The sequence below is a fragment of the Burkholderia sp. BCC0397 genome (assembly GCF_902832865.1).
GTDB lineage: Bacteria > Pseudomonadota > Gammaproteobacteria > Burkholderiales > Burkholderiaceae > Burkholderia.
On the sequence record NZ_CADFDL010000004.1, the window covers coordinates 62546 to 84865 of the forward strand.

At 66.7% G+C, this 22320-nt stretch carries 16 protein-coding genes and 1 pseudogene; 7 read left to right on the top strand and 10 right to left on the bottom strand.

The features are described 5' to 3' along the window. Positions 1-13 precede the first annotated feature (13 nt). From rodA to HWX03_RS14415, 5 genes are all read right to left on the bottom strand, one after another. Positions 14-1162, bottom strand: a complete 1149-nt coding sequence (gene rodA / locus HWX03_RS14395) for a rod shape-determining protein RodA (protein WP_175823021.1) — start codon at positions 1160-1162, stop codon at positions 14-16. Between the two features lie 11 nt (positions 1163-1173). Further along, positions 1174-3462: a penicillin-binding protein 2 gene (gene mrdA / locus HWX03_RS14400; protein WP_175871656.1), complete on the bottom strand. Its 2289-nt coding sequence runs from the start codon at positions 3460-3462 to the stop codon at positions 1174-1176. Positions 3463-3563: 101 nt separating this feature from the next. Then, positions 3564-4076 (bottom strand): rod shape-determining protein MreD, encoded by a 513-nt coding sequence (gene mreD, locus HWX03_RS14405; protein WP_006482567.1) that lies wholly within the window; start codon positions 4074-4076, stop codon positions 3564-3566. Next, positions 4073-5113, bottom strand: a complete 1041-nt coding sequence (gene mreC / locus HWX03_RS14410; RefSeq protein WP_175871657.1) for a rod shape-determining protein MreC — start codon at positions 5111-5113, stop codon at positions 4073-4075. The genes mreD and mreC overlap by 4 nt, the downstream gene beginning before the upstream one ends. Positions 5114-5239: 126 nt before the next feature. Beyond that, complete coding sequence (locus HWX03_RS14415) at positions 5240-6283, bottom strand: rod shape-determining protein (protein WP_004189550.1); 1044 nt, start codon at positions 6281-6283, stop codon at positions 5240-5242. Positions 6284-6650: 367 nt separating this feature from the next. On the opposite strand from HWX03_RS14415, the gene gatC reads away from it, so the two are divergent. The 5 genes from gatC (at position 6651) to HWX03_RS14440 (ending at position 11758) form a co-directional block, all read left to right on the top strand. Beyond that, positions 6651-6950 (top strand): Asp-tRNA(Asn)/Glu-tRNA(Gln) amidotransferase subunit GatC, encoded by a 300-nt coding sequence (gene gatC / locus HWX03_RS14420; RefSeq protein WP_006477478.1) that lies wholly within the window; start codon positions 6651-6653, stop codon positions 6948-6950. A gap of 69 nt (positions 6951-7019) precedes the next feature. Next, positions 7020-8510 carry an Asp-tRNA(Asn)/Glu-tRNA(Gln) amidotransferase subunit GatA gene (gatA, locus tag HWX03_RS14425; RefSeq protein ID WP_175871658.1) on the top strand — a complete coding sequence of 497 codons (1491 nt, stop codon included), beginning with the start codon at positions 7020-7022 and terminating at the stop codon, positions 8508-8510. 2 nt (positions 8511-8512) lie between these two features. Continuing rightward, positions 8513-9985: an Asp-tRNA(Asn)/Glu-tRNA(Gln) amidotransferase subunit GatB gene (gene gatB / locus HWX03_RS14430; RefSeq protein ID WP_175871659.1), complete on the top strand. Its 1473-nt coding sequence runs from the start codon at positions 8513-8515 to the stop codon at positions 9983-9985. A gap of 118 nt (positions 9986-10103) precedes the next feature. After that, positions 10104-10943 (top strand): polyphosphate kinase 2 family protein, encoded by an 840-nt coding sequence (locus HWX03_RS14435; RefSeq protein ID WP_175871660.1) that lies wholly within the window; start codon positions 10104-10106, stop codon positions 10941-10943. A gap of 41 nt (positions 10944-10984) precedes the next feature. Next, entirely contained in the window at positions 10985-11758 is a 774-nt protein-coding gene (locus tag HWX03_RS14440) for an exodeoxyribonuclease III (protein WP_174388643.1), read from the top strand. A 94-nt stretch (positions 11759-11852) separates the two neighbouring features. Here HWX03_RS14440 and HWX03_RS14445 read toward each other — a convergent pair whose 3' ends face one another. Beyond that, positions 11853-12905: an NAD(P)-dependent alcohol dehydrogenase gene (locus HWX03_RS14445; RefSeq protein ID WP_175871661.1), complete on the bottom strand. Its 1053-nt coding sequence runs from the start codon at positions 12903-12905 to the stop codon at positions 11853-11855. Between the two features lie 226 nt (positions 12906-13131). Here HWX03_RS14445 and HWX03_RS14450 point away from each other — a divergent pair, with 226 nt between their 5' ends. Further along, the gene (locus tag HWX03_RS14450) at positions 13132-14076 is read left to right on the top strand and encodes an AraC family transcriptional regulator (RefSeq protein ID WP_175871662.1); all 945 of its coding nucleotides are present in this window, start codon (positions 13132-13134) and stop codon (positions 14074-14076) included. A gap of 23 nt (positions 14077-14099) precedes the next feature. On the opposite strand, the gene HWX03_RS14455 is transcribed toward HWX03_RS14450, so the two are convergent. The 4 genes from HWX03_RS14455 to HWX03_RS14470 all read right to left on the bottom strand — a co-directional run bounded on the left by HWX03_RS14455 (position 14100) and on the right by HWX03_RS14470 (position 18421). Further along, entirely contained in the window at positions 14100-15143 is a 1044-nt protein-coding gene (locus HWX03_RS14455; RefSeq protein WP_175823012.1) for a M48 family metallopeptidase, read from the bottom strand. Further along, positions 15133-16554: an AmpG family muropeptide MFS transporter gene (locus tag HWX03_RS14460; protein WP_174433999.1), complete on the bottom strand. Its 1422-nt coding sequence runs from the start codon at positions 16552-16554 to the stop codon at positions 15133-15135. The genes HWX03_RS14455 and HWX03_RS14460 overlap by 11 nt, the downstream gene beginning before the upstream one ends. A 116-nt stretch (positions 16555-16670) precedes the next feature. After that, positions 16671-17279, bottom strand: coding sequence for a methionine biosynthesis protein MetW (gene metW, locus HWX03_RS14465; protein WP_175871663.1), 609 nt, complete (start codon positions 17277-17279; stop codon positions 16671-16673). Continuing rightward, positions 17276-18421: a homoserine O-acetyltransferase gene (locus HWX03_RS14470; RefSeq protein ID WP_175871664.1), complete on the bottom strand. Its 1146-nt coding sequence runs from the start codon at positions 18419-18421 to the stop codon at positions 17276-17278. Before HWX03_RS14470 ends, metW begins: the two co-directional genes overlap by 4 nt. A gap of 713 nt (positions 18422-19134) precedes the next feature. Between HWX03_RS14470 and HWX03_RS36915 the strand changes: the two are divergent. Continuing rightward, a pseudogene (locus HWX03_RS36915) lies at positions 19135-22320 on the top strand (ESPR-type extended signal peptide-containing protein); the annotation flags it as partial.

Genomic DNA, 22320 nt, shown 5'->3' on the forward strand with positions numbered 1-22320 from the left:
GCAGGCCGCGCGGTCAGCTCTTCATCAGCCGCCGCTGCCGCCCGACGCTCATGATCATCCCGATCGCGATGCCGAGCGTCGTGAGCGCGGTGCCGCCGTAACTCATGAACGGCAGCGGCACGCCGACGACCGGCAGCACGCCGCTCACCATCCCGATGTTGACGAACGCGTAGACGAAGAACGCGAGCGTGAGCGAGCCCGCGAGCAGCCGGCCGAACTGCGTCGCGCCCTGCGCGGCGATGTAGAGCCCGCGCGCGATCAGCGCCATGTACAGCGTCAGCAGCACGAGCCCGCCGGCGAGCCCCCATTCCTCCGAGAACACCGCGAAGATGAAGTCGGTGTGTTTTTCCGGAATGAATTCGAGGTGCGCCTGCGTGCCTTTCAGGTAGCCCTTGCCGAGCACGCCGCCCGAGCCGATCGCGATCACGGCCTGGATCGTGTGGAAGCCCTTGCCGAGCGGGTCGGAGGTCGGGTCGAGCAGCGTGCACACACGGTGTTTCTGGTAGTCGTGCATCAGCGGCCACTGCACGTCGGGCTGGCAGATGCGTTCCTCGAACACGGCGATCGAGCCGACCGCGATCACGCCCGCGACGAGCACCGGCACGATCAGCTTGAACGACAGGCCGGCGAGGTAGATCACGAAGAAGCCGGCCGCGAACACGAGCAGGCCCGTGCCGAGGTCGGGCTGCTTCGCGATCAGCCCGACCGGCACCAGCAGGATCGCGAACGCGGCGACGAAGTCGTACCAGCGCAGCCCGCCTTCGCGGCGCTGGTAGTACCACGCGAGCATCAGCGGCGTCGCGATCTTGAGGATTTCGGATGGCTGGATCACGACGCCGACGTTCAGCCAGCGCTTCGCGCCCTTCTTGGTCATCCCGAACAGCGCGACGGCGATCAGCAGCGTGACCCCGAACGTGTAGAGCGGGACCGCGAAGCGCATCAGCGTGGTCGGCGGGATGTTGGCGATCACCCACATCAGCACGAACGTCAGCAGGATGTTGCGTAACTGGTCCTCGACGCGGCCCGGCATGTCGATCGACGCGCTGTACAGCGTGACGATGCCGACGCACAGCAGCAGGAACACGATGAGGGCGAGCGGGCGGTCGAAGCCCGCGAACATCTGCTTGATCTTGTCGAGCCAGGCGCGCTTGTCGAATTGCATGCCTTTCTCCGTTAATGAGCGGTGCCGGCGTCCGCCGCTTTCGCGGGGGCCGTCGCACGGTGGTTGTCGTCCCGCGGCGTGGCGACGAGCGGCTGCGCGTCGCTGGCGGGCCGGCGCGGCCGGTGCGGGCGCCGGATCGGCGGCAGGCTCGCGGCCTTCGGTGCCGCGGCGCTCGCGTCGGCGGGCGCCGTGGCGCTGGCGCCGGCCGTATCCGAGGCGCCCGAGGCAGCCGACGCGGCCGATGCCGCCTCGACCGCGCTGGCCGCCGACGGCACGACCGGCTGCGGCAGCGCGGTGAAGCCGGCCGCGACGGTGGCGGGCTTCGCGGTGTCGCCGACCACGGGCGCGCTCACCGGCTCGGTCGCCGACGCGGCGGCGGCCACGGCCGCGGCTTCGTTCCTCGGGTTCTGGCGCTCGACGAGGTAGTAGTCGAGCACGCGACGCGCGATCGGGCCGGCGGCCTGGGCGCCCCAGCCGCCGTTTTCGACGACCAGCGCGACGGCGATCTGCGGGTGGTCGACCGGCGCATACGCGATGAACAGCGCGTGGTCGCGCAGGTGTTCGGCGAGCAGGTGGCCCTTGTAGTTCGAGCCCTGCAGCGAGAACACCTGCGCGGTGCCGGTCTTGCCGGCGGCGAGGTACGGCGCGCCGCGGAACACCTTGTACGCGGTGCCGGACGGGTTCTCGATCACGTTCTCCATCCCGCGCTTCACGACGTCGATGTCGCCCGCCTTCAGCGGGATCACCTCGCTTTCCTTCGGCACGGTCAGATGGCGCGCCCGCGAGATCGGATCCTCGACTTCCTTCACGAGGTGAGGCTTCATCACGACGCCGTTGTTCGCGAGCGTCGCGGTCGCGTGCGCGAGCTGCAGGATCGTGAACGAGTTGTAGCCCTGGCCGATCCCGAGGCTGATCGTCTCGCCGTCGAACCACTTCTGCTGTGCGGCCTTCTTGAACGCCTTCTTCTTCCAGTCGGTCGACGGCAGGATCCCGCGCGCCTCGCCCTGGATGTCGATCCCGGTGATCTGGCCGAAGCCGAACGGCTTCATGAAGTTCGCGATCGCGTTCACGCCGAGGTCGCGCGCGAGCATGTAGAAGTAGGTGTCGTTCGACACCATGATCGCCTTGTTCATGTCGACCCAGCCCTGGCCCGAGCGCACGTCGTTGCGGAACGTGTGGCCGCCGAACGTGAAGTAGCCGGGATCCTGGAAGCCCCAGCCCGGCGTGCGCTTGCCGAGCGTCAGGCCCGCGAGCGCCATGAACGGCTTGTACGTCGAGCCGGGCGGGTAGGTGCCGTGCAGCGGGCGGTTCAGCAGCGGCTTGTCGGGCGAGTTGTTCAGCTCGTCCCAGGTCTGCTGGTCGATGCCGTCGACGAACGAATTCGGGTCGAAGCTCGGCGACGACACGAACGCGAGCACGTCGCCCGTCTTCGGCTCGATCGCGACGAGCGCGCCGCGCTTGCCGGCGAACGCCTGCTCGGCAACCTGCTGCAGCCCGATGTCGAGCGACAGCACGAGGTTGTTGCCGGGTGTCGCCTGGGTGCGCGACAGCGTACGCACCGGCCGGCCGCCGGCCGTCACCTCGACTTCCTCGAAGCCCGTCAGCCCGTGCAGCTCGGTCTCGTAGCTCTGCTCGACGCCGATCTTGCCGATGTAGTCGGTGCCCTTGTAGTTGTTCGCGTCGCGGCGCGGATCGTAGTGTTCCTGGTCGCTGTCGTTGTCGTCGCTCATCGCGTCGATGCGATCCTGGTCGCGCTTCGAGATCCGGCCGATATAGCCGATCACGTGCGCGGCGGTCATGCCGAGCGGGTACTGGCGGAACAGCCGCGCGCGCACGTCGACGCCGGGGAAGCGGAAGCGCTGCGCGGTGAAGCGCGCGACTTCGGCGTCGGTGAGCCGCGTGCGGATCGGCAGGCTCTCGAAGTTCTTCGAGTCTTCCTGCAGCTTCTTGAAGCGGCGGCGGTCGCGGGCGTCGATCGGGATGATCTCGGACAGCTTGTCGATCGTGTTGTCGAGCGTGTCGTCGAGCTTCGACGGCGTGATCTCGAGCGTGTACGCCGAGTAGTTCTTCGCGAGGATCACGCCGTTGCGGTCGGTGATGATCCCGCGGTTCGGCACGATCGGCGCGACCGAGATGCGGTTTTCCTCGGCCTGCAGCGCGTATTTGCCGTGCTGCATCAACTGCAGGTAGAAGAAACGGCTCGCGAGCAGCCCGAAGCAGACGAACACGAACACGCCCGCCGCCGCGACGCGCAGGCGGAACTTCGAGAGCTGCTGTTGGGTGTCGTTGAATTCGGTCATTTAAGGGCAATCTGGCCCGCGCGCGGGCGCGGGCGAGGTGCCGCCCCGGAGCGCGGAGCGCGGCGGGCGTGGGGGCGGCGGGTATTCAAGGTCGGTCCGGCTCAGATCGGGCGCGTATCGTCCGGGTCGACCGGGCGGCGTTGCGGCATCAGCAGCAGGTGGCTCGCGATCGGCCACAGCGCGGCTTCGACGAAACCGTCGACCAGATAGCGCCAGCCCGGGAACGCGGCGCCCATCAGCAGGCGGATCACGAACGGCACGAGCTGCGCGACGACCAGCAGCGGCGTGACGTACAGCACCTGCACGCCGATCGGCATCCACAGCACGCGGCGGTGGATCGTGATCGCGCCGTACGACAGCAGCGTATAGGCGAGCGCGTGCTCGCCGAGCAGCCCCGCGTCGTGCACGTCCATCAGGATGCCGAGCGCGAACGCGACGCCCATCCCGACCTTGCGCGGCTGGTGGATGTTCCAGAACAGCAGCACGAGCGCGACGAAGTCGGGCACGCCGGGCAGGCGGCCCCACGGCATCAGGTTCAGCAGGAATGCGGCGGCGAGGCTGAAGACGATGAAGTACGGATTGACCGGCTGCAGGATGTATTGCGGGCGGTTCATCGCTGGGCTCCTGATTGCCCGGCGGCGGGCTTGGCCGGCGCGGCGGGGGCAGCCGGCGCCGGCTTCGCGACGGCGGGCTGGGCCGCGGCGGCCGGTTTCGCGTTCGCGTCGGCTTTCTCGGCCTTCGCGGCGGCTTTCGCGCCCTTCTTGCCCTTCGCGTTCTTGTCGGCGGCGGGATCGGGCTCGGCCGGGCGCGGCGGGATGTCGTTCCGGTAATGCAGCACGAGCATCTGGCGCGCGCCGCGCACGGCCGCGACCGGCGCGCAGGTCACGCGGGCGAACGCGGTATCGGCGAGCTTGTCGACGCGCATGACCTTCGCGACCGGCAGGCCGGGCGGATAGACGCCGTCGAGACCGCTCGTGACGAGCTCGTCTCCGGCGACGAGATCCGCGCTCGTCGGCACGAAGCGCAGGTCGAGCGAATCGCCCTTCGGCGTGCCGTAGATCACGCTGCGCAGGCCGGTGCGCAGCACCTGCACGGGAATCGCGAGATCGCGGTCGGTGACCAGCGTGACTTCGGATTGCAGCGGGAACACGCGCGTGACCTGGCCGATCACGCCGTCCTCGCTGACGACGGGCGAGCCGTCCTGGATGCCTTGCTGCGAGCCTTGCCCGACCACGATCTTCTGCGTGAACGGATCGCTCGTGTCGTACTGGATCTCGACCGGCGTCGATTGCGTCGCGATGTGCTGGCGCAGTTCGAGCACCGCGCGCAGGTGCGCGTTTTCCTGCGTGAGCACGGCGGCCTGGTTGGCCTGCGTGGACAGTTGCAGGTTGCGCTTGCGGAGGTCGTCGTTCTCGTGGCGCAGCGACGCGCCGGTGACGGCGATGTCGGCCGCGCCCATGAACAGGTCGCGCGGCACGAGCGCCGCGCGTTGCAGCGGGTAGAGCACGGTGCCGAGCACGCCGCGCACGATTTCGAGCGTGCTGAAGCGCGCGTCCGACACGAGGAGCGCGATGGCGAGGGCGACGAAGAAGATGAGCCGCGCGAGCGCGGGCGGACCTTGCTTGAAGAGGGGCGGCGGACTGTATTCCATGGTCGGCGCCGGGCGCGTGTGATCGGTTAAATAATGCTCAGACGCGCAAACGGCGCGGCGGTTCGTTCTAAACGAGCGATCCGGCCACGCCGCGGGTGCGTCATATCAACGAAACAGCTTAGACGATCACTCGTACGAGAAGATGCTGCCCAGCTTGTCCATGCGCTCGAGCGCCATGCCCGAACCGCGCACGACGCAGGTGAGCGGATCTTCCGCGACGAGCACCGGCAGGCCGGTTTCTTCCGCGAGCAGGCGGTCGAGGTCGCGCAGCAGCGCGCCGCCGCCCGTCAGCATCATCCCGCGTTCGGCGATGTCGGCGCCGAGTTCCGGCGGCGTCTGTTCGAGCGCGATCTTCACCGACGACACGATCTGGTTCAGCGGATCGGTCAGCGCTTCGAGGATTTCGTTGCTGGAGATCGTGAAGCTGCGCGGAATGCCTTCCGACAGGTTGCGGCCCTTCACTTCCATTTCCTTGACTTCGGAGCCCGGGAACGCGGAGCCGATTTCCTTCTTGATCGCCTCGGCGGTTTGTTCGCCGATCAGCATCCCGTAGTTGCGGCGGATGTAGTTGACGATCGCCTCGTCGAACTTGTCGCCGCCGACGCGCACCGAGCCTTTATAGACGATGCCGCCGAGCGAGATCACGCCGACTTCGGTCGTGCCGCCGCCGATGTCGACGACCATCGAGCCGGTGGCTTCCGACACCGGCAGGCCCGCGCCGATCGCGGCCGCCATCGGCTCCTCGATCAGGTAGACCTGCGACGCGCCGGCGCCGTGCGCCGCTTCCTTGATCGCGCGGCGCTCGACCTGGGTCGAGCCGCACGGCACGCAGATGATGATGCGCGGCGACGGCGAGAACATGCGCGACTCGTGCGCCGTCTTGATGAACTGCTTGATCATCTGCTCGGTGACGGTGAAGTCGGCGATCACGCCGTCCTTCATCGGGCGGATCGCCTCGATGTTGCCCGGCACCTTGCCGAGCATCTGCTTGGCTTCCTTGCCGACCGCCTGGATCGTCTTCTTGCCGTTGGGGCCGCCTTCCTGGCGGATCGACACGACGGACGGCTCGTCGAGGACGATGCCCTTGCCGCGCATGTAGATCAGGGTGTTTGCGGTGCCGAGGTCGATCGCGAGATCGTTGGAGAAGTAGCTGCGCAAAAAACCGAACATTCAGAATCCTGTTTCGCTCTGGGCCGGCCCTGCATAGCGAGCGCTGAGGGCGGCAGCGGAAAAAATAACAGCCTCGGGAAGCGTGGCGGAAGCGGCCGCCGCGGCGCACGAAGCTGCGAGTGATGTCTACCGGGGATCGCACGAAGCACGCACGGCTTGCCGAAGTGGGGCGAAACGGTGCGGGAAAAGGCTGCCGGGTTTGGGTCGAACGCGTAATGATACCTTATAATTTCACGGTATTTGAATCGAAACGGGCGGTATTTTTGCCGCTTCGGCCCCGATTTTTGAGGGTGGGATCGCACCCTCCAACCCCCCGCCGCAGTGCTGCTGTCGATGCACTGCGCAGCCTTGTTTTTCCGGTGATCGCATGGCCCTGACCCTGACCGATGTGAAACGCATCGCGCACCTGGCGCGACTCGAAATGGCCGACGCCGACGCCGAGCACATGCTCGGCCAGCTCAATGAATTCTTCGGCCTCGTCGAACAGATGCAGGCGGTCGATACCGCCGGCATCGCGCCGCTCGCCCACCCGATCGAACAGATCCAGGAAGTCGCGCAGCGCCTGCGCGACGACGCCGTGACGGAAGTCGTCAATCGCGACGACAACCAGCGTCCGGCGCCGGCCGTCCAGGACGGCCTCTATCTGGTGCCGAAGGTGATCGAGTAAGCATTCGATGACAAGCGCGCCGGCCGTCCAGCGCCGCGCGCCACCCAGAATTCCCAGGAAAACCACTCAATGCACGCAAAAAGCCTGACCGAACTGCGCGCCGCGCTCGCCGCCAAGGAATGCTCGGCCGTCGAGCTCGCGCAGCACTATCTGAAACGGATCGACGCCGCGCGCGACCTGAACGCGTTCGTCCACGTCGACGCCGACCTCACCCTCGCGCAGGCGAAAGCCGCCGACGCCGAACTCGCGCGCGGCGCGGGCGGCGCGCTGACCGGCCTGCCGATCGCGCACAAGGACGTGTTCGTCACGCGCGGCTGGCGCTCGACCGCCGGCTCCAAGATGCTCGCGAATTACGAGAGCCCGTTCGACGCGACCGTCGTCGCCCGCCTGCAGGCGGCCGGCATGGTCACGCTCGGCAAGACCAACATGGACGAGTTCGCGATGGGCTCGTCGAACGAGAATTCGGCGTTCGGCGCGGTGAAGAACCCGTGGGACACGAACGCGGTGCCGGGCGGCAGCTCGGGCGGCAGCTCGGCCGCCGTCGCCGCGCGCCTCGCGCCGGCCGCGACCGGCACCGACACCGGCGGCTCGATCCGCCAGCCCGCGTCGTTCGCGGGCGTGACCGGCATCAAGCCGACCTACGGCCGCGTGTCGCGCTACGGGATGATCGCGTTCGCGTCGTCGCTCGACCAGGGCGGCCCGATGGCGCAGAGCGCGTCCGACTGCGCGTTGCTGCTGAACGCGATGGCCGGCTTCGACGAGCGCGACTCGACGAGCCTCGAGCGCGACGACGAGGATTTCACGCGCCATCTCGGCCAGCCGTGGGCGGCCGGCAACGACGCCGGCAAGCCGCTCGCGGGCCTGCGCATCGGTTTGCCGAACGAGTATTTCGGCGCGGGCCTTGCCGACGACGTGCGCGCGACGATCGACGCGGCGCTCAAAGCTTATGAAGCGCTCGGCGCGACGCTCGTGCCGGTATCGCTGCCGAAGACGGAACTGTCGATCCCCGTGTACTACGTGATCGCGCCGGCGGAAGCGTCGTCGAACCTGTCGCGTTTCGATGGCGTGCGCTTCGGCCACCGTGCCGCGCAGTACGGCGACCTGCTCGACATGTACAAGAAGTCGCGCGCCGAAGGCTTCGGCCCCGAGGTGAAGCGCCGGATTCTCGTCGGCGCGTACGTGCTGTCGCACGGCTACTACGACGCGTATTACCTGCAGGCGCAGAAGATCCGCCGCATCATCGCGAACGATTTCCAGGAAGCGTTCAAGTCCTGCGACGTGATCATGGGCCCGGCGTCGCCGACGGTCGCATGGGATCTCGGCGCGAAGGGCGACGATCCGGTGCAGATGTATCTCGCGGATATCTACACGCTGTCGGTGAGCCTCGCGGGCCTGCCCGGCATGAGCGTGCCGTGCGGCTTCGGCGCGGGCGCGAACGCGAAGCGCCCGGTCGGCCTGCAGATCATCGGCAACTATTTCAACGAAGCCCGGATGCTGCAGGTCGCCGACGCGTTCCAGCGCGCGACCGACTGGCACAAGCAAGTTCCGGCGGAGGTGTAAGCATGACTCAATGGGAAGTCGTCATCGGTCTCGAGACGCACGCGCAACTGTCGACCGTCTCGAAGATTTTCTCCGGCGCATCGACGCAGTTCGGCGCCGAGCCGAACACGCAGGCGTGCCCGGTCGACCTGGCGTTGCCGGGCGTGCTGCCGGTGCTGAACCGCGGCGCGGTCGAGCGGGCGATCCGCTTTGGTCTCGCGATCGGCTCGACCATCGCGCCGCGCAGCATCTTCGCGCGCAAGAATTATTTCTACCCCGATCTGCCGAAGGGCTATCAGATCAGCCAGTACGAGATTCCGGTCGTGCAGGGCGGCCAGATCACGATCCAGGTGCCCGCCAACGAAAAGGCCGGCAAGGAAGCGTACGAGAAGACGGTCAACCTGACCCGCGCGCACCTCGAGGAAGACGCGGGCAAGTCGCTGCATGAAGACTTCGCCGGGATGACCGGGATCGACCTGAACCGCGCGGGCACGCCGCTGCTCGAAATCGTCACCGAGCCGGAAATGCGCAGCGCGGCCGAGGCCGTCGCGTACGCGAAGGCGCTGCACGCGCTCGTCGTGTGGCTCGGTATCTGCGACGGCAACATGCAGGAAGGCTCGTTCCGCTGCGACGCGAACGTGTCGGTGCGTCCGGTCGGCCAGGAGAAGTTCGGCACGCGCGCGGAAATCAAGAACCTGAACTCGTTCCGGTTCCTCGAGGAAGCAATCAACTACGAAGTGCGTCGCCAGATCGAGCTGATCGAGGACGGTGGCGAAGTCGTGCAGGAAACGCGCCTCTACGATCCGGACAAGCGCGAGACGCGTTCGATGCGCAGCAAGGAAGACGCGCACGATTACCGCTACTTCCCCGATCCCGACCTGATGCCGCTCGTAATCGGCCGGGACTGGGTCGAGCGCGTGCAGTCCGGCATGCCGGAGCTGCCGGCCGCGATGCAGCAGCGCTTCGTCGACGAATACGGCGTGTCCGCGTACGACGCGGGCGTGCTGACGTCGAGCAAGGCGATGGCCGCGTACTTCGAGTCGGTGGTTGCGAAGGCCGGCGCCGCGAACGCGAAGATCGTCGCGAACTGGCTGATGGGCGACGTGTCGTCGCAGCTCAATCGCGACGACATCGAGATCGACGCGATTCCGGTGTCGGCCGCGCAGCTCGCGCTGCTGCTGCAGCGTATCGCCGACGGCACGATCTCGAACAAGATCGCGAAGGAAATCTTCGCGACGATCTGGGACGAGAAGGCGACCGACGAAGCCGCGGCCGACCGCATCATCGACGCAAAGGGCCTGAAGCAGATCTCCGACACCGGCGCGCTGGAAGCGATCATCGACGAAGTGCTCGCGGCGAACGCGAAGTCGGTCGAGGAATTCCGCGCGGGCAAGGAAAAGGCGTTCAACGCGCTGATCGGCCAGGCGATGAAGGCGACGAAGGGCAAGGCCAATCCGCAGCAGGTCAACGAACTGCTGAAGAAGAAGCTCGGCTGAGCATGCGCGCGCGCCTGAACCGCGCTTGACGACGGGCCGCTCCGAACCAGTTCGGGGCGGCCCGTTGCGTTTGGTGGATGCGTTATCGTATGCATCGCACCGTCCAACGGAGGAACGAATGGCGAAACAACCGTCGCTCGACGATTTTCGCGTGCCCTACGGCACGCGCGAGAAGGAAGCCGCCGCATTCAAGCTCGAGGCGTTCGACCCGGCCGCGAAGCCGTTTTCGTCCGGCTCGAAGGAGGCCGACCGCGAACGGCTGTCGGTCGTGTCGACCGAGCTCGACGTGCAGCAGGAGCGCCTGCACACGCAGCAGAAGAAGCGCGTGCTGCTCGTGCTGCAGGGGATGGACACCAGCGGCAAGGATGGCACCGTGCGCGCGGTGTTTCGCGAGGTCGATCCGCTCGGCCTGCGCATCGTGCCGTTCAAGGCGCCGACGCCGATCGAGGCCGCGCACGACTTTCTGTGGCGCGTGCATGCGCAGGTGCCGGCGGCGGGCGAACTCGCGATCTTCAACCGCAGCCATTACGAAGACGTCCTGGTGCCGCGCGTGCTCGGCGCGATCGGCGACAAGGAGTGCGAGCGCCGCTACCGGCAGATCCGCGATTTCGAGACGATGCTGTTCGAGAACGGCACGACCATCGTCAAGTGCTTCCTGCACATATCGAAGGACGAGCAGCGCGCGCGGCTGCAGGCGCGCATCGACGACCCGACCAAGCACTGGAAATTCGACATCTCCGATCTCGATGCGCGCAAGCACTGGGACGCCTACCAGTCCGCGTACCGCGACGCGCTCGCCGCGACGTCGGCCGAGCACGCACCGTGGTACGTGATCCCGGCGAATTCGAAGACGCACCGCAACGTGATGATCGCCGAGCTGCTGCTGCGCACGATGACCGACATGAAGCTGGAATTCCCGCCGCCGAAGCCCGAGCTCGAAGGCGTGAAGATCCGTTAAGCTGCCACCCTGTAAAAACATCGAACTGAACGGAACCCGACATGATGCGAGTGATTACCGCCAACCTGAACGGCATCCGCTCCGCCGCGAAGAAGGGCTTCTTCGACTGGCTCGGCGAGCAGAACGCCGATTGCGTGTGCGTGCAGGAAATCAAGGTATCGGCCGACGACCTGCCGGCCGAATTCGTCGAGCCGCACGGCTTCAAGAGCTATTTCCACCACGCCGAGAAGAAGGGTTACAGCGGCGCGGGCGTGTACAGCCGCCGCGAGCCCGACGACGTGATCATCGGCTTCGGCAGCAGCGAATTCGATGCCGAAGGGCGCTACGTCGAGGCGCGCTACGGCAAGCTGTCGGTCGTGTCGGTGTACGTGCCGTCCGGCTCGAGCGGCGAGGAGCGCCAGCAGGCGAAGTACCGCTTCATGGCCGAATTCATGCCGCACCTCGCCGCGCTGAAGAAGAAGCGCGAGGTGATCCTGTGCGGCGACGTGAACATCGTCCACAAGGAAATCGACATCAAGAACTGGAAGAGCAACCAGAAGAACTCGGGCTGCCTGCCGGAAGAGCGCGAGTGGCTCACGAAGCTGTTCGACGACGTCGGCTACGTCGACGTGTTCCGCACGCTCGACCCGCGCGCCGAGCAGTACACGTGGTGGAGCAATCGCGGCCAGGCGTACGCGAAGAACGTCGGGTGGCGGATCGATTACCAGATCGCGACGCCGGGCGTGGCCGGTACCGCGAAAAGCACGTCGATCTTCAAGGACATCAAGTTCAGCGACCATGCGCCGCTGACGATCGATTACGACTACACGAAGTGATGCGCGGGGCTGCGCATGGCGCGCAGCCGGATAGCGCGATGACGCAAAACGGGCCGCATGTCGAACATGCGGCCCGTTTCGCTTGGGGCGCGGCTTACTGCTTGAGCGACGCCATATCCACCACGAACCGGTACTTCACGTCGCTCTTCAGCATCCGCTCGTAAGCGGCATTGATCTGCTGCATCGGAATCGTCTCGATATCGGACGTGATTCCGTGCTCCGCGCAGAAGTCGAGCATTTCCTGCGTTTCCGCGATCCCGCCGATCAGCGAGCCCGCGAGGCGGCGGCGCTTGAAGATCAGGTTGAACACCTGCGGCGACGGATGGTCGTGCTCCGGCGCGCCGACGAGCGTCATCGTGCCGTCGCGCTTCAGCAGGTGCAGGAACGGGTTCAGGTCGTGCTGCGCGGCGACCGTGTTCAGGATGAAGTCGAAGCTGTTCAGGTGCGCGTTCATCTGCGCCTCGTCCTTCGAGATCACCACTTCATGCGCGCCGAGCCGCTTGCCGTCCTCGATCTTCGACGGCGACGTCGTGAACAGCACGACGTGCGCGCCCATCGCGCGCGCCAGCTTCACGCCCATGTGGCCGAGGCCGCCGAGACCGACGATCCCGACCTTCTTGCCCGGGCCGACGTTCCACTGCCGCAGCGGCGAGTAGGTCGTGATCCCCGCGCACAAGAGCGGCGCGGCGCCGGCCGGGTCGAGCGTGTCCGGCACGCGCAGCACGAACGCCTCGTCGACGACGAGCTGCGTCGAATAGCCGCCGTACGTGATGTCGCCCGTCACGCGATCCTGGCCGTTGTAGGTGCCGACGAAGCCGTTCTCGCAGTACTGCTCGAGGCCTTCTTCGCAGCTCGCGCAGGTGCGGCACGAATCGACGAGGCAGCCGACGCCGACCAGCTCGCCGACCTTGAAGCGCGACACTTGCGAGCCGGTCGCGGTCACGCGGCCGACGATTTCATGGCCCGGCACGACCGGGTAGATCGTGTTGCGCCATTCGTTGCGCGCCTGGTGAAGATCCGAGTGGCAGACGCCGCAGTAGAGGACGTCTATCTGGACGTCGAGGTCGCGCAGCGCGCGACGCTCGAATTCGAACGGGGCGAGCGGCGACTGCGAATCGGTCGCCGCGTAGGCATAGGTTGTGCTCATGCAATGGCTCCTTGTCCGGAAAACATCCGGCGAAACAGACTGCCGCCGCACCATGTGGCGATGCGGCGAGACAGGTGCCTATCGTAAGGAGCGCACCGCCGCGGCGAAATACCCGAAGGTCTGGAAGATTTGCCTATTCCTCTCGAATTTCCCGCTAACAGCCGTCAAAACGCATTCAAGGTGCTACATTGCGAGCCAGATTCTCTTGCCGGACAGGACCGCACCGATGAGCTTCCAGCCCCTTTTGCCCGATGCGGGCGAGCGCCTGCAGCGCCGCATGATCGAGCTGCACACGCGCCTCGCGCCGAACGAGGGCGACACGCTCGCGGCGCTCGACGGCGTGCGCTTCATCCGGGTGACCCGGCCCGCGCCGCGCATGCCCGTGCTGTACGAGCCGAGCATCATCGTCGTGTGCCAGGGGCGCAAGCTCGGCTATCTCGGCGATCGCTCGTTCGTGTACGACGCGCAGCAATACCTGGTGCTGTCGGTGCCGCTGCCGTTCGAATGCGAGACCTTCGCGAGCATGGAGGAGCCGTTTCTCGCGATCTCGATCCGCGTCGATCTCGCGGTGATCGCCGAACTCGCGATCCTGCTCGACGAGACGCTCGGCGCGGCGGTCAGCGAGCCGCTCGGCGTCTATTCGACGCCGCTCGATGCGCCGCTGGCCGATGCGGTCGTGCGGCTGCTCGAAGCGCTCGCGTCGCCGCACGACACGCGCGTGCTGGGGCCGGCGATCATGCGCGAGATCGCGTATCGCGTGCTGACCGGCGAGCAGGGCGACGCGATGCGCGCGGCGCTCGTGCAGCAGCATCATTTCGGCCGCATCGCGAAGGCGTTGCGGCGCATTCACGCCGAGCTGAAGGCCGATCTCGACGTCGAGACGCTCGCCCGCGAAGCCGGGATGAGCCTGGCGGTGTTCCACGCGCAGTTCAAGCACGTGACGGCGACGTCGCCGATGCAGTACGTGAAGGCCGCGCGGCTGCACCAGGCGCGGCTGATGATGGTGCGTGACGGGGTGGGCGCCGGCGCGGCGGCCGCGCGGGTCGGCTATGCGAGCGCGTCGCAGTTCAGCCGTGAGTTCAAGCGGCTGTTCGGCCGCAGCCCCGGAGACGAAGTGCGCTGGATGCGTGACAGCGGGGTGCGGCCGGCGATGGCCGACGCGGACGCGTAGCGTCCGGCGTTTCGCTCGGCGGCTCAGCGCCGCACGATCTTGCGCCGCTGCGCGCTGATGCCCGCGTAGTCGGGCAGCGATTCGACGCGTTTGCCGGTCGCCTTCGCGTACAGCGGCATCAGGTCCGGCAGCCGGTTCAGCAGATCCTGGCGGCGCGCGTTGCTGTACGGGTGCGTGTAGATGAAGCCCGACGCCTTGTTCGCGCGCGTCGCGACCGCGAGCTTGTCCCACAGCGTGATCGCCGCGCGCGGATCGAAGCCCGCGCGTGCGGCGATGTCGCCGCCGATCACGTCGGCCTCGGTCTCGTCGGTCGGATCGTAATGGAGCGACTGCAGGCGCTCGCCGAGGTTCAGCGCCTGCGGCAGCGGATCGCCGACGCCGAACAGCGGCGGCAGCGCGGCCGCGCGCAGCGACGTCTGCGAGGTCACGCTGAAGTTGCTGCGCGCGTGCTCGCGCAGCGCATGCGCGATGCCGTGCGCGAGCAGCACGCCGAGCTCGTCGTCGTTCAGGCGCACGCGATCGAGCATGCCGCCGTACACCAGCACCTTGCCGCCCGGCAGGCAGGTCAGGCGGATGTCGCGCGAGCGGATCGCGTTGACGTCCCATGCCCAGCTTTTCACGCGGTCGTTCCACTTCACCGAATACGGCGCGAGCTTCGCGACGATCGCGCGCAGCCGCTTCACGCGCGGCTGGTTCGCGGGCAGCAGGCGGTTGCTGTCGGTGGCCGTCTGCACGATCTGCGCGTATTCGTTCGCGGTGAGCTGCTCGAGCAGCGGCGACGGGATCAGCGTGCGGAACGCGATCGCGTTGCCGTAGCGGACCTGCTGCGGCGTCGGTGTATAGGCCTTCGCCGGCACGGCGGCGCCGGTCGGCTGCGCGCCTTCGGCGGCGGATGGCGCGGCGGACGTGGCAGGGGCGGGCGGCGAGGCCTGCGCCGCGGCCGATGCGGAGCCTGCCGCCGTCGCGCCGGTGTCGGTCGCGTGCGCGCCGGTCGCGGCGAGTGCCGCGGCGCCGACGCTCAACGCAGCCGCCACGTGTGCGAGACGATGCAGGCGGCTACCGCGCACGGCTGGCCTCGCCGTTGCGCGCGGCGCCGTTCCACGGCGCGATCCTGAACAGCAGCAGCATGCCGGGAATCGCGAGCGCGGTACACACGATGAAGTAGTCGTACCAGCCGATCTTCGCGACGACGAAGCCGCTCGCGGCCGACGCGAGCGTGCGCGGCACCGACGCGAGGCTCGTGAACAGCGCGAACTGCGTGGCCGTATAGCGCGGGTCGGTCGTGCTCGCGATATACGCGACGAACGCGGCCATCGTCAGGCCGGTCGTGAAGGTTTCGAAGCCGTAGACGATCGCGAGCGCGACCGTCATCGGGCTGAATTGCGGCGTGACGGCGACGCCGAACACCGACAGCGCGGACGCGACCGCGTGGCTCGTCGACACGGTGAAGTCGTAGAGCATCGCGAGCACCGGCGAGCCGGGGCCGAGCTGCGCGAGCCATGCGAAGCCGAGCGTCGACACCATCTGCAGCGCGCCGAAGATCCACAGCCCGCGGCCGATGCCGATCTTCACGAGCCAGATGCCGCCGATGATGCCGCCGGCGACGCTCGCGACGAGCGCGGTGGTTTTCGCGACGATGCCGATCTCGGTACGCGTGAAGCCGATGTCGAGGAAGAACGACGTCGACAGCGTGGTGGCCATCGTGTCGCCGATCTTGAACAGGAAGATGAACGCGATGACGAGCAGCGCGCCGGTCCAGCCGTCGCGCTGGATGAATTCGCGGAACGGCAGCACGATCGCGTCGCGCAGGTTGCGCGGCGGCGCGCCGACCACTTCCGGCTCACGCACGACGAGCGTCATCAGGATGCCCGGCAGCATGAATGCGCCGGTGATCGCGAACACGGCGTCCCACGGCATGTGGTCGGACAGGATCAGCGCCAGCGAGCCGGGGATCAGCGCGGCGAGCTTGTACGCGTTCACGTGCACCGCGTTGCCGAGGCCCTGCTCGGTGTCGCGCAGCAGCTCGCGGCGGTACGCGTCGATCACGATGTCGGCGCTCGCGCCGAAGAACGCGACGAGCGTCGTGAGCGCGGCGACCGTCCAGATCGAGTCGCGCGGCGACACGAAGCCGAGCGCGGCGATCGCGCCCGCGACCAGCAACTGCGTGAGCAGCAGCCAGCCGCGCCGGCGGCCCGGCCGCCAGCCGGGCAGGCGCGGGATGTAGCGGTCCATCAGCGGCGCCCACAGGAACTTCCACGTATACGGGAACTGGATCAGCGCGAACAGGCCGATTTCCTTCAGGTTCACGCCCTCGGAGCGCAGCCATGCCTGCACGAGGTAGACGAGCGTGAAGAGGGGCAGGCCCGACGTGAAGCCCAGGAACACGCAGATCAGCATGTGCGTGTTCAGATAGGCGCGCCAGCCGGGGTGATCCTCGTGAGCGGTGAGTGCGGGCGCCTCGTGTGGCGTTTTCGACATGGACTGGAACTGGGTAGCGTTGACTGATGGCGGCGGCAGCGCAGGCGGCGCGGACGGCACTGGAGGGGCGGCCGCGCGCGTGGGCGGGCCGGATCTTCCGTCAACGGCTCCCCGGCTCAGCTGCGCTTGACGCGATAGACAGCAAGACTACCACGCCAGTTCGCTCCCCATCGAATCGGCTGGCCTTCGTGCAGCACGACGCGGTCGAGGATCGTGACGCCGACTTCGGGTGCGAGCGCCTCGAAATCCTTGATCGTCAGTACCCGCACGTTCGGCGTGTTGTGCCACTGGTACGGCAGCGATTTCGATACCGGCATCCGGCCGTGCAGCACCGACAGCCGGTGCGGCCAGTAGCCGAAGTTCGGGAACGACACGATGCACTCGCGGCCGACGCGCGCCGTTTCGCGCAGGATCGCGGCCGTCTGGTGGATCGTCTGCAGCGTTTGCGACAGGATCGCGATGTCGAAGCTGTGGTCCTCGAACAGGCGCAGGCCGTCCTCGAGGTTCTGCTGGATCACGTTGATGCCGCTTTTCGCGCTCGCGAGCACACCCGCGTCGTTCAGCTCGATCCCGTAGCCGGTGACGTCCAGCTCCTCCATCAGCAGCGCGAGCAGCGAGCCGTCGCCGCAGCCGAGGTCGAGCACGGTCGAGCGCGGCTCGACCCAGCGGGCGATCGTGCGGAAGTCCGCGCGCGCGGACAGGGAATTCAGCGCTTGCTGGTTCATGCTCCCACCTCGATGGCGATTCGTTCGTAATACGCACGGATCAGGTTGTGATAGCGCGCGTCGTCGAGCAGGAACGCGTCGTGACCGTGCGGCGCGTCGATTTCCGCGTAGCTGACCGTGCGCTTGTTGTCGAGCAGCGCCTTCACGATCTCGCGCGAGCGCGCCGGCGCGAAGCGCCAGTCGGTCGAGAAGCTCGCGATCAGGTACTTCGCCTGCGTGTGCGCGAGCGCGGCCGTCAGGTTGCCGTCGAACGCCTTCGCCGGATCGAAGTAGTCGAGCGCGCGCGTGATCAGCAGGTACGTGTTCGCGTCGAAGTAGTCGGCGAACTTGTCGCCCTGGTAGCGCAGGTACGACTCGACCTCGAACTCGACGTCGAAGCTGAAGTTGTACGCGTCGAGCGCGCCGTCGGCGCGGCGCAGCGCGCGGCCGAATTTCTCGGCCATGTCGTCGTCGGACAGGTACGTGATGTGGCCGATCATCCGCGCGACGCGCAGGCCGCGCTTCGGCTTCACGCCGTGCGCGTAGTAGTCGCCGCCGTGAAAATCGGGATCGGACAGGATCGCCGAGCGTGCGACCTCGTTGAACGCGATGTTCTGCGCGGACAGCTTCGGCGTCGACGCGATGTCGATGCAGTGCGCGACGCGCTCCGGATACATCAGGCTCCACGCGAGCGCCTGCATGCCGCCGAGGCTGCCGCCCATCACCGCGGCGAAGCGCTCGATGCCGAATGCATCGGCGACGCGCGCCTGCGCATGCACCCAGTCCTCGACGGTGACGACCGGATAGCGCGCGCCGTACGGCTTGCCGGTCGACGGATCGATGCTCATCGGGCCGGTCGAGCCGAAGCACGAGCCGAGGTTGTTCACGCCGATCACGAAGAAGCGGTTGGTGTCGAGCGGTTTGCCAGGGCCGACCATGTTGTCCCACCAGCCGGTGCTGCGCGGATCGTCCGCGTAGACGCCGGCGACGTGGTGCGACGCGTTGAGCGCGTGGCAGACGAGCACCGCGTTCGAGCGCGCGGCGTTGAGCTCGCCGTACGTCTCGACGACGAGCTGATAGTTGCCGATCGCGCTGCCGCTTTGCAAGCGCAGCGGTTCGGCGAAGTGCATGGTCTGTGGAGCGACGATGCCGATCGATTCCATTCGTTCCGCCTTATGACTGGGCGGCTAAACGGCGTCGGCGATGCGCGGAGGCGAAGGTGCGCGGCTGACGACCTCTTTAGCCGCATTTGTAGTGAACCGCCGGGACCCTCACACATCAAGGCCCCGTCGGTTCGCGCGCCCGCAATCGAGTCAGCAAATCGGCGCACTTCCGACCTGCCGCTTAGGAGGCGGCAGGTCGGAAGAGTATAGCGGATTTTTCCCGACGGGCGCATGCGCGATCGGGAGGGCCGCGCACGCGTCCGGCGTCGACGCGTGTCGTCCTGGCTGATTCGCGTTTGCAAAACGACGTTTACCGTTTTTTTAATACAGAAAATATCAAATTATTCAAATGGCAGCTGGAAAGGGTAAATCCTTCAAATCTTGTAAATTCCATTGAATATCAAAAACAATTAGTACGAGTTCCAGTTGAATTTCTGGTGATTTAGTAACGGTCCTGTTTTCGATGTGGACGCTCGCCAATAGAGTTTCAACCAGCTTTCACTATCCGGTTGAAACGCGCGATTCAGCGGCCTTGTCGGCATGATCTTCCACCCCTGTTCGGGTGATTTCTCAGCATGCACGTTTCGCATTTCTTTCCGGAAAACCGTAAGCGTTGAGCTACTTGTCACCGCTCTCGCCGCGTCGTCGTATCGGCATCGCTATGCAAAACCGATGCGCGTCGTGGAGAGGTTTACCCAAAGGAAAAGGTTCGTATGAACAAGTCATATCGTGTCGTGTGGAACGCCTCGACCAGCACCTGGTGTGCGGCGTCGGAAATTGCGCGCGGACGCTCGAAGTCGTCGCGCTCAGCGAAGTCGAAGATTGCGGCGGCCACCGCGCTCATCGTTGCTTCCATGGGCTCCGCGTATGCGGACGATGTTGACGATCCGCTTCTGCTGACCGACGCGAAGCCGGTCGATCGGGAAACCCTCAAGCGGAGCGTCCCGAACACCCGGGCAGTCGTGCCGGACACCAGCGCGTACGTGAAGATCGACGCGAGGGGCGACGGCTCGGACAATGCCTCGGCGATGGGCGAGAAGTCGATCGCGATCGGCAGCAGCGCGAGCACGCGTCCGTCGCCGACGGGCCTCGGCGGCGCGGTGGCGATCGGAGGGGCGGCGACGGCGGCGGGCAACAACGTCGCGCTCGGCGCCAGCGCGTCGGCACTGGGCGACGAAGGGGCGATCGCGCTGGGGGCGGGCGCAAACGCGGGCGGCAAGTCGTCGATCGCGCTCGGCAACGAGGCGCAGGCGACCGGCTGGGGCGCCTACGCACTGGGCCGCAAGGCGAAGGCGACCGCGGAATCCTCGCTGGCGATCGGCGATTCGTCGATGGCGACGCGCCAGGGCACGATGGCAATCGGGGCGCAGGCTGCGGCCGCAGCGGAAAACGCGATCGCGATCGGTCAGAGCGCGGCGGCGCGCGGTGCCGACTCCCTGGCACTCGGTTCGTATTCCGAAACTGACCGCAACCAGACGGTCTCGGTAGGCACCGCCGGCTTCGAGCGCCAGATCGTCAACGTCGGGCGCGGCACGCAGGCGACCGACGCCGTCAACGTCGCGCAGCTCAAGGGCGTGACCGACGCACTGGGCGGCAACGCAACCGTCGGCGCGGACGGCAACATCAAGAAGCCGACCTACACGATCGGCAGCAAGACCTACGACAACGTCGGCGACGCGCTGCTCGCCGCCTCGACGTCGGGCGGCGGGTCGGCAAACGCGGTCGAGTACGACTCCGACGCGAAGAGTTCAGTGACCCTCGGCGGTACCGGTTCGGCCGCGGTCAAACTCACCAACGTGCGGGCGGCCACGTTGTCGTCGAACAGCACGGACGCCGTCAACGGTGCGCAGCTGTTCGCGACCAACAACCGCGTGACCAACGTCGAGCAATCGCTGAACGATAGCGGCCTGATCGATCCGTCGACCGGCGAATCGCTGGCTGTCACGTACACCAATGCAACGAAGAGCACCGTGTCGCTGGGCGGCACGGGCGGCACCGTCGTCACGAACGTGAAGGCGGGCAAGGTCATGTCGGCCAGCAAGGACGCCGTGAACGGCGGCCAGTTGTACGACGTATCGTCGAGCGTCGCGTCCGCCCTCGGCGGCGCGTCGACCGTCAATTCGGACGGCACCGTGTCGAAGCCGACCTACCAGGTCGGCGACAAGACCTACAACAACGTCGGCGATGCGCTTCAGGCCGCGGCTGCAACGGGGGGAGCCGGCGGTGGCGAGGATGCGAATGCCGTCCACTACGACAGCGCGAACAAGTCGAGCGTGACGCTGGGCGGCACGGGCACCACGAAGCCGGTCGCGCTGAAGAACGTCGCGACGGGCACGGCCGGCACCGACGCCGTCAACGTGGCCCAGCTTCAAAGCGGCCTGAGCGATGTCAAGGACGAGATCAAGCAGGATCTCGGCAACGGTGCGCTCGACATGAAGTACATCAAGGTTCGGGCCACCGGCATGCAGGCCAGTGCGCTCGGCAAGAACAGCGTGGCGATCGGCTCGCAAGCGAGTGCGACGAACGTCGATACGTTGGCGATCGGTTCGGGTTCGAGAGCGTCGGGCATGAACTCCGTCGCGATCGGGATCAACTCGGTCGCCACGGGGGCCAATACCGTGTCGGTAGGCGACACGGGAGCGACGCGCCGGCTCGTCAACGTCGGCGATGGCGTCGACGGAACCGATGCCGTCACGATGAAGCAGTTGGCCGATGCGATGCGCACCACCAATACGCAGCTCGACAAGCGGATGATGCGGATGACGCGTGACGTCGAATCGAAGCCGGGCAGCTTCGTTGCGATCGAAGGGTTGGGGGCGGACGGCAGCATGCCGAATATTGCGTCGATGAACGGTCGCGATCCGAGTCTGGGAACGTCCGCCGCCATCGGCGTGGGGAGTGGCGCTGGCGGGATCAATTCGATCGCAGTCGGTCTGCAGGCGGTCGCGAGTTCCGACTACGCGGTGGCGATCGGCAGTATTGCCCAGACCGGCGTCGACCACCCGTATTCGGTCGCGATGGGCAGCATGGTCACGACGAATGGCCCGGGCGCGCTGGCAATCGGTTCTCGAGCAAAAGCCAACGCCGAAAATGCGGTGGCGGTCGGCAACAATGGCGTGACAGCCGTGGGCAAGAGCTCGATCGCGATCGGCGACAAGGCGTTGGCGGCGGCGGGTACCGTGAACAGCATTGCGATGGGCAAGTCTGCGAACATTGCGCAAAACGTCACGGATGCCATTGCACTGGGCGCCAACGCGAGCGTGAAGTCGGGCAATAACGCTGGTATCGCACTGGGCGCCAATTCCATCGCCGAGCGTGGCAATGCGCTCTCCGTCGGGTCGAATTCGCTCCAGCGCCAGATCGTTAACGTCGCAAAGGGCACGCAAAACAACGACGCGGTGAACGTGAGCCAGTTGACGGGCGTGACGAACGCGCTCGGCGGCGGCGCGGGCATCGATACGGACGGCAGCATCAAGGCACCGACGTACAAGGTCGGCGACACGATGTACAACAACGTCGGCGATGCGCTGGACGCAATGGCGAAGAGCGGCGGCTCCGATCCGAACGCGGTCGCGTACGACACCGATACGAAGGACAAGGTGACGCTGGCCGGTACGGCCGGCACGACGCTGACGAACGTGAAGGCCGGCACACTGTCGGCGACGAGCACGGACGCGGTGAACGGTTCGCAACTGTTTGCGACGAACGAGAACCTCGGCAATCTGAAGGACACGCTGACGGATGGCGGTGTCATCGACAAGACGACGGGCGAATCGCTGGCGGTGGTGTACGACAGCACGTCGAAGGACAAGGTGACACTGTCGGGCAAGACGGGCACGAAGCTGTCGAACGTTGCGGCGGGTAAAGCCGACCTGGACGCGGTGAACGTGTCGCAACTG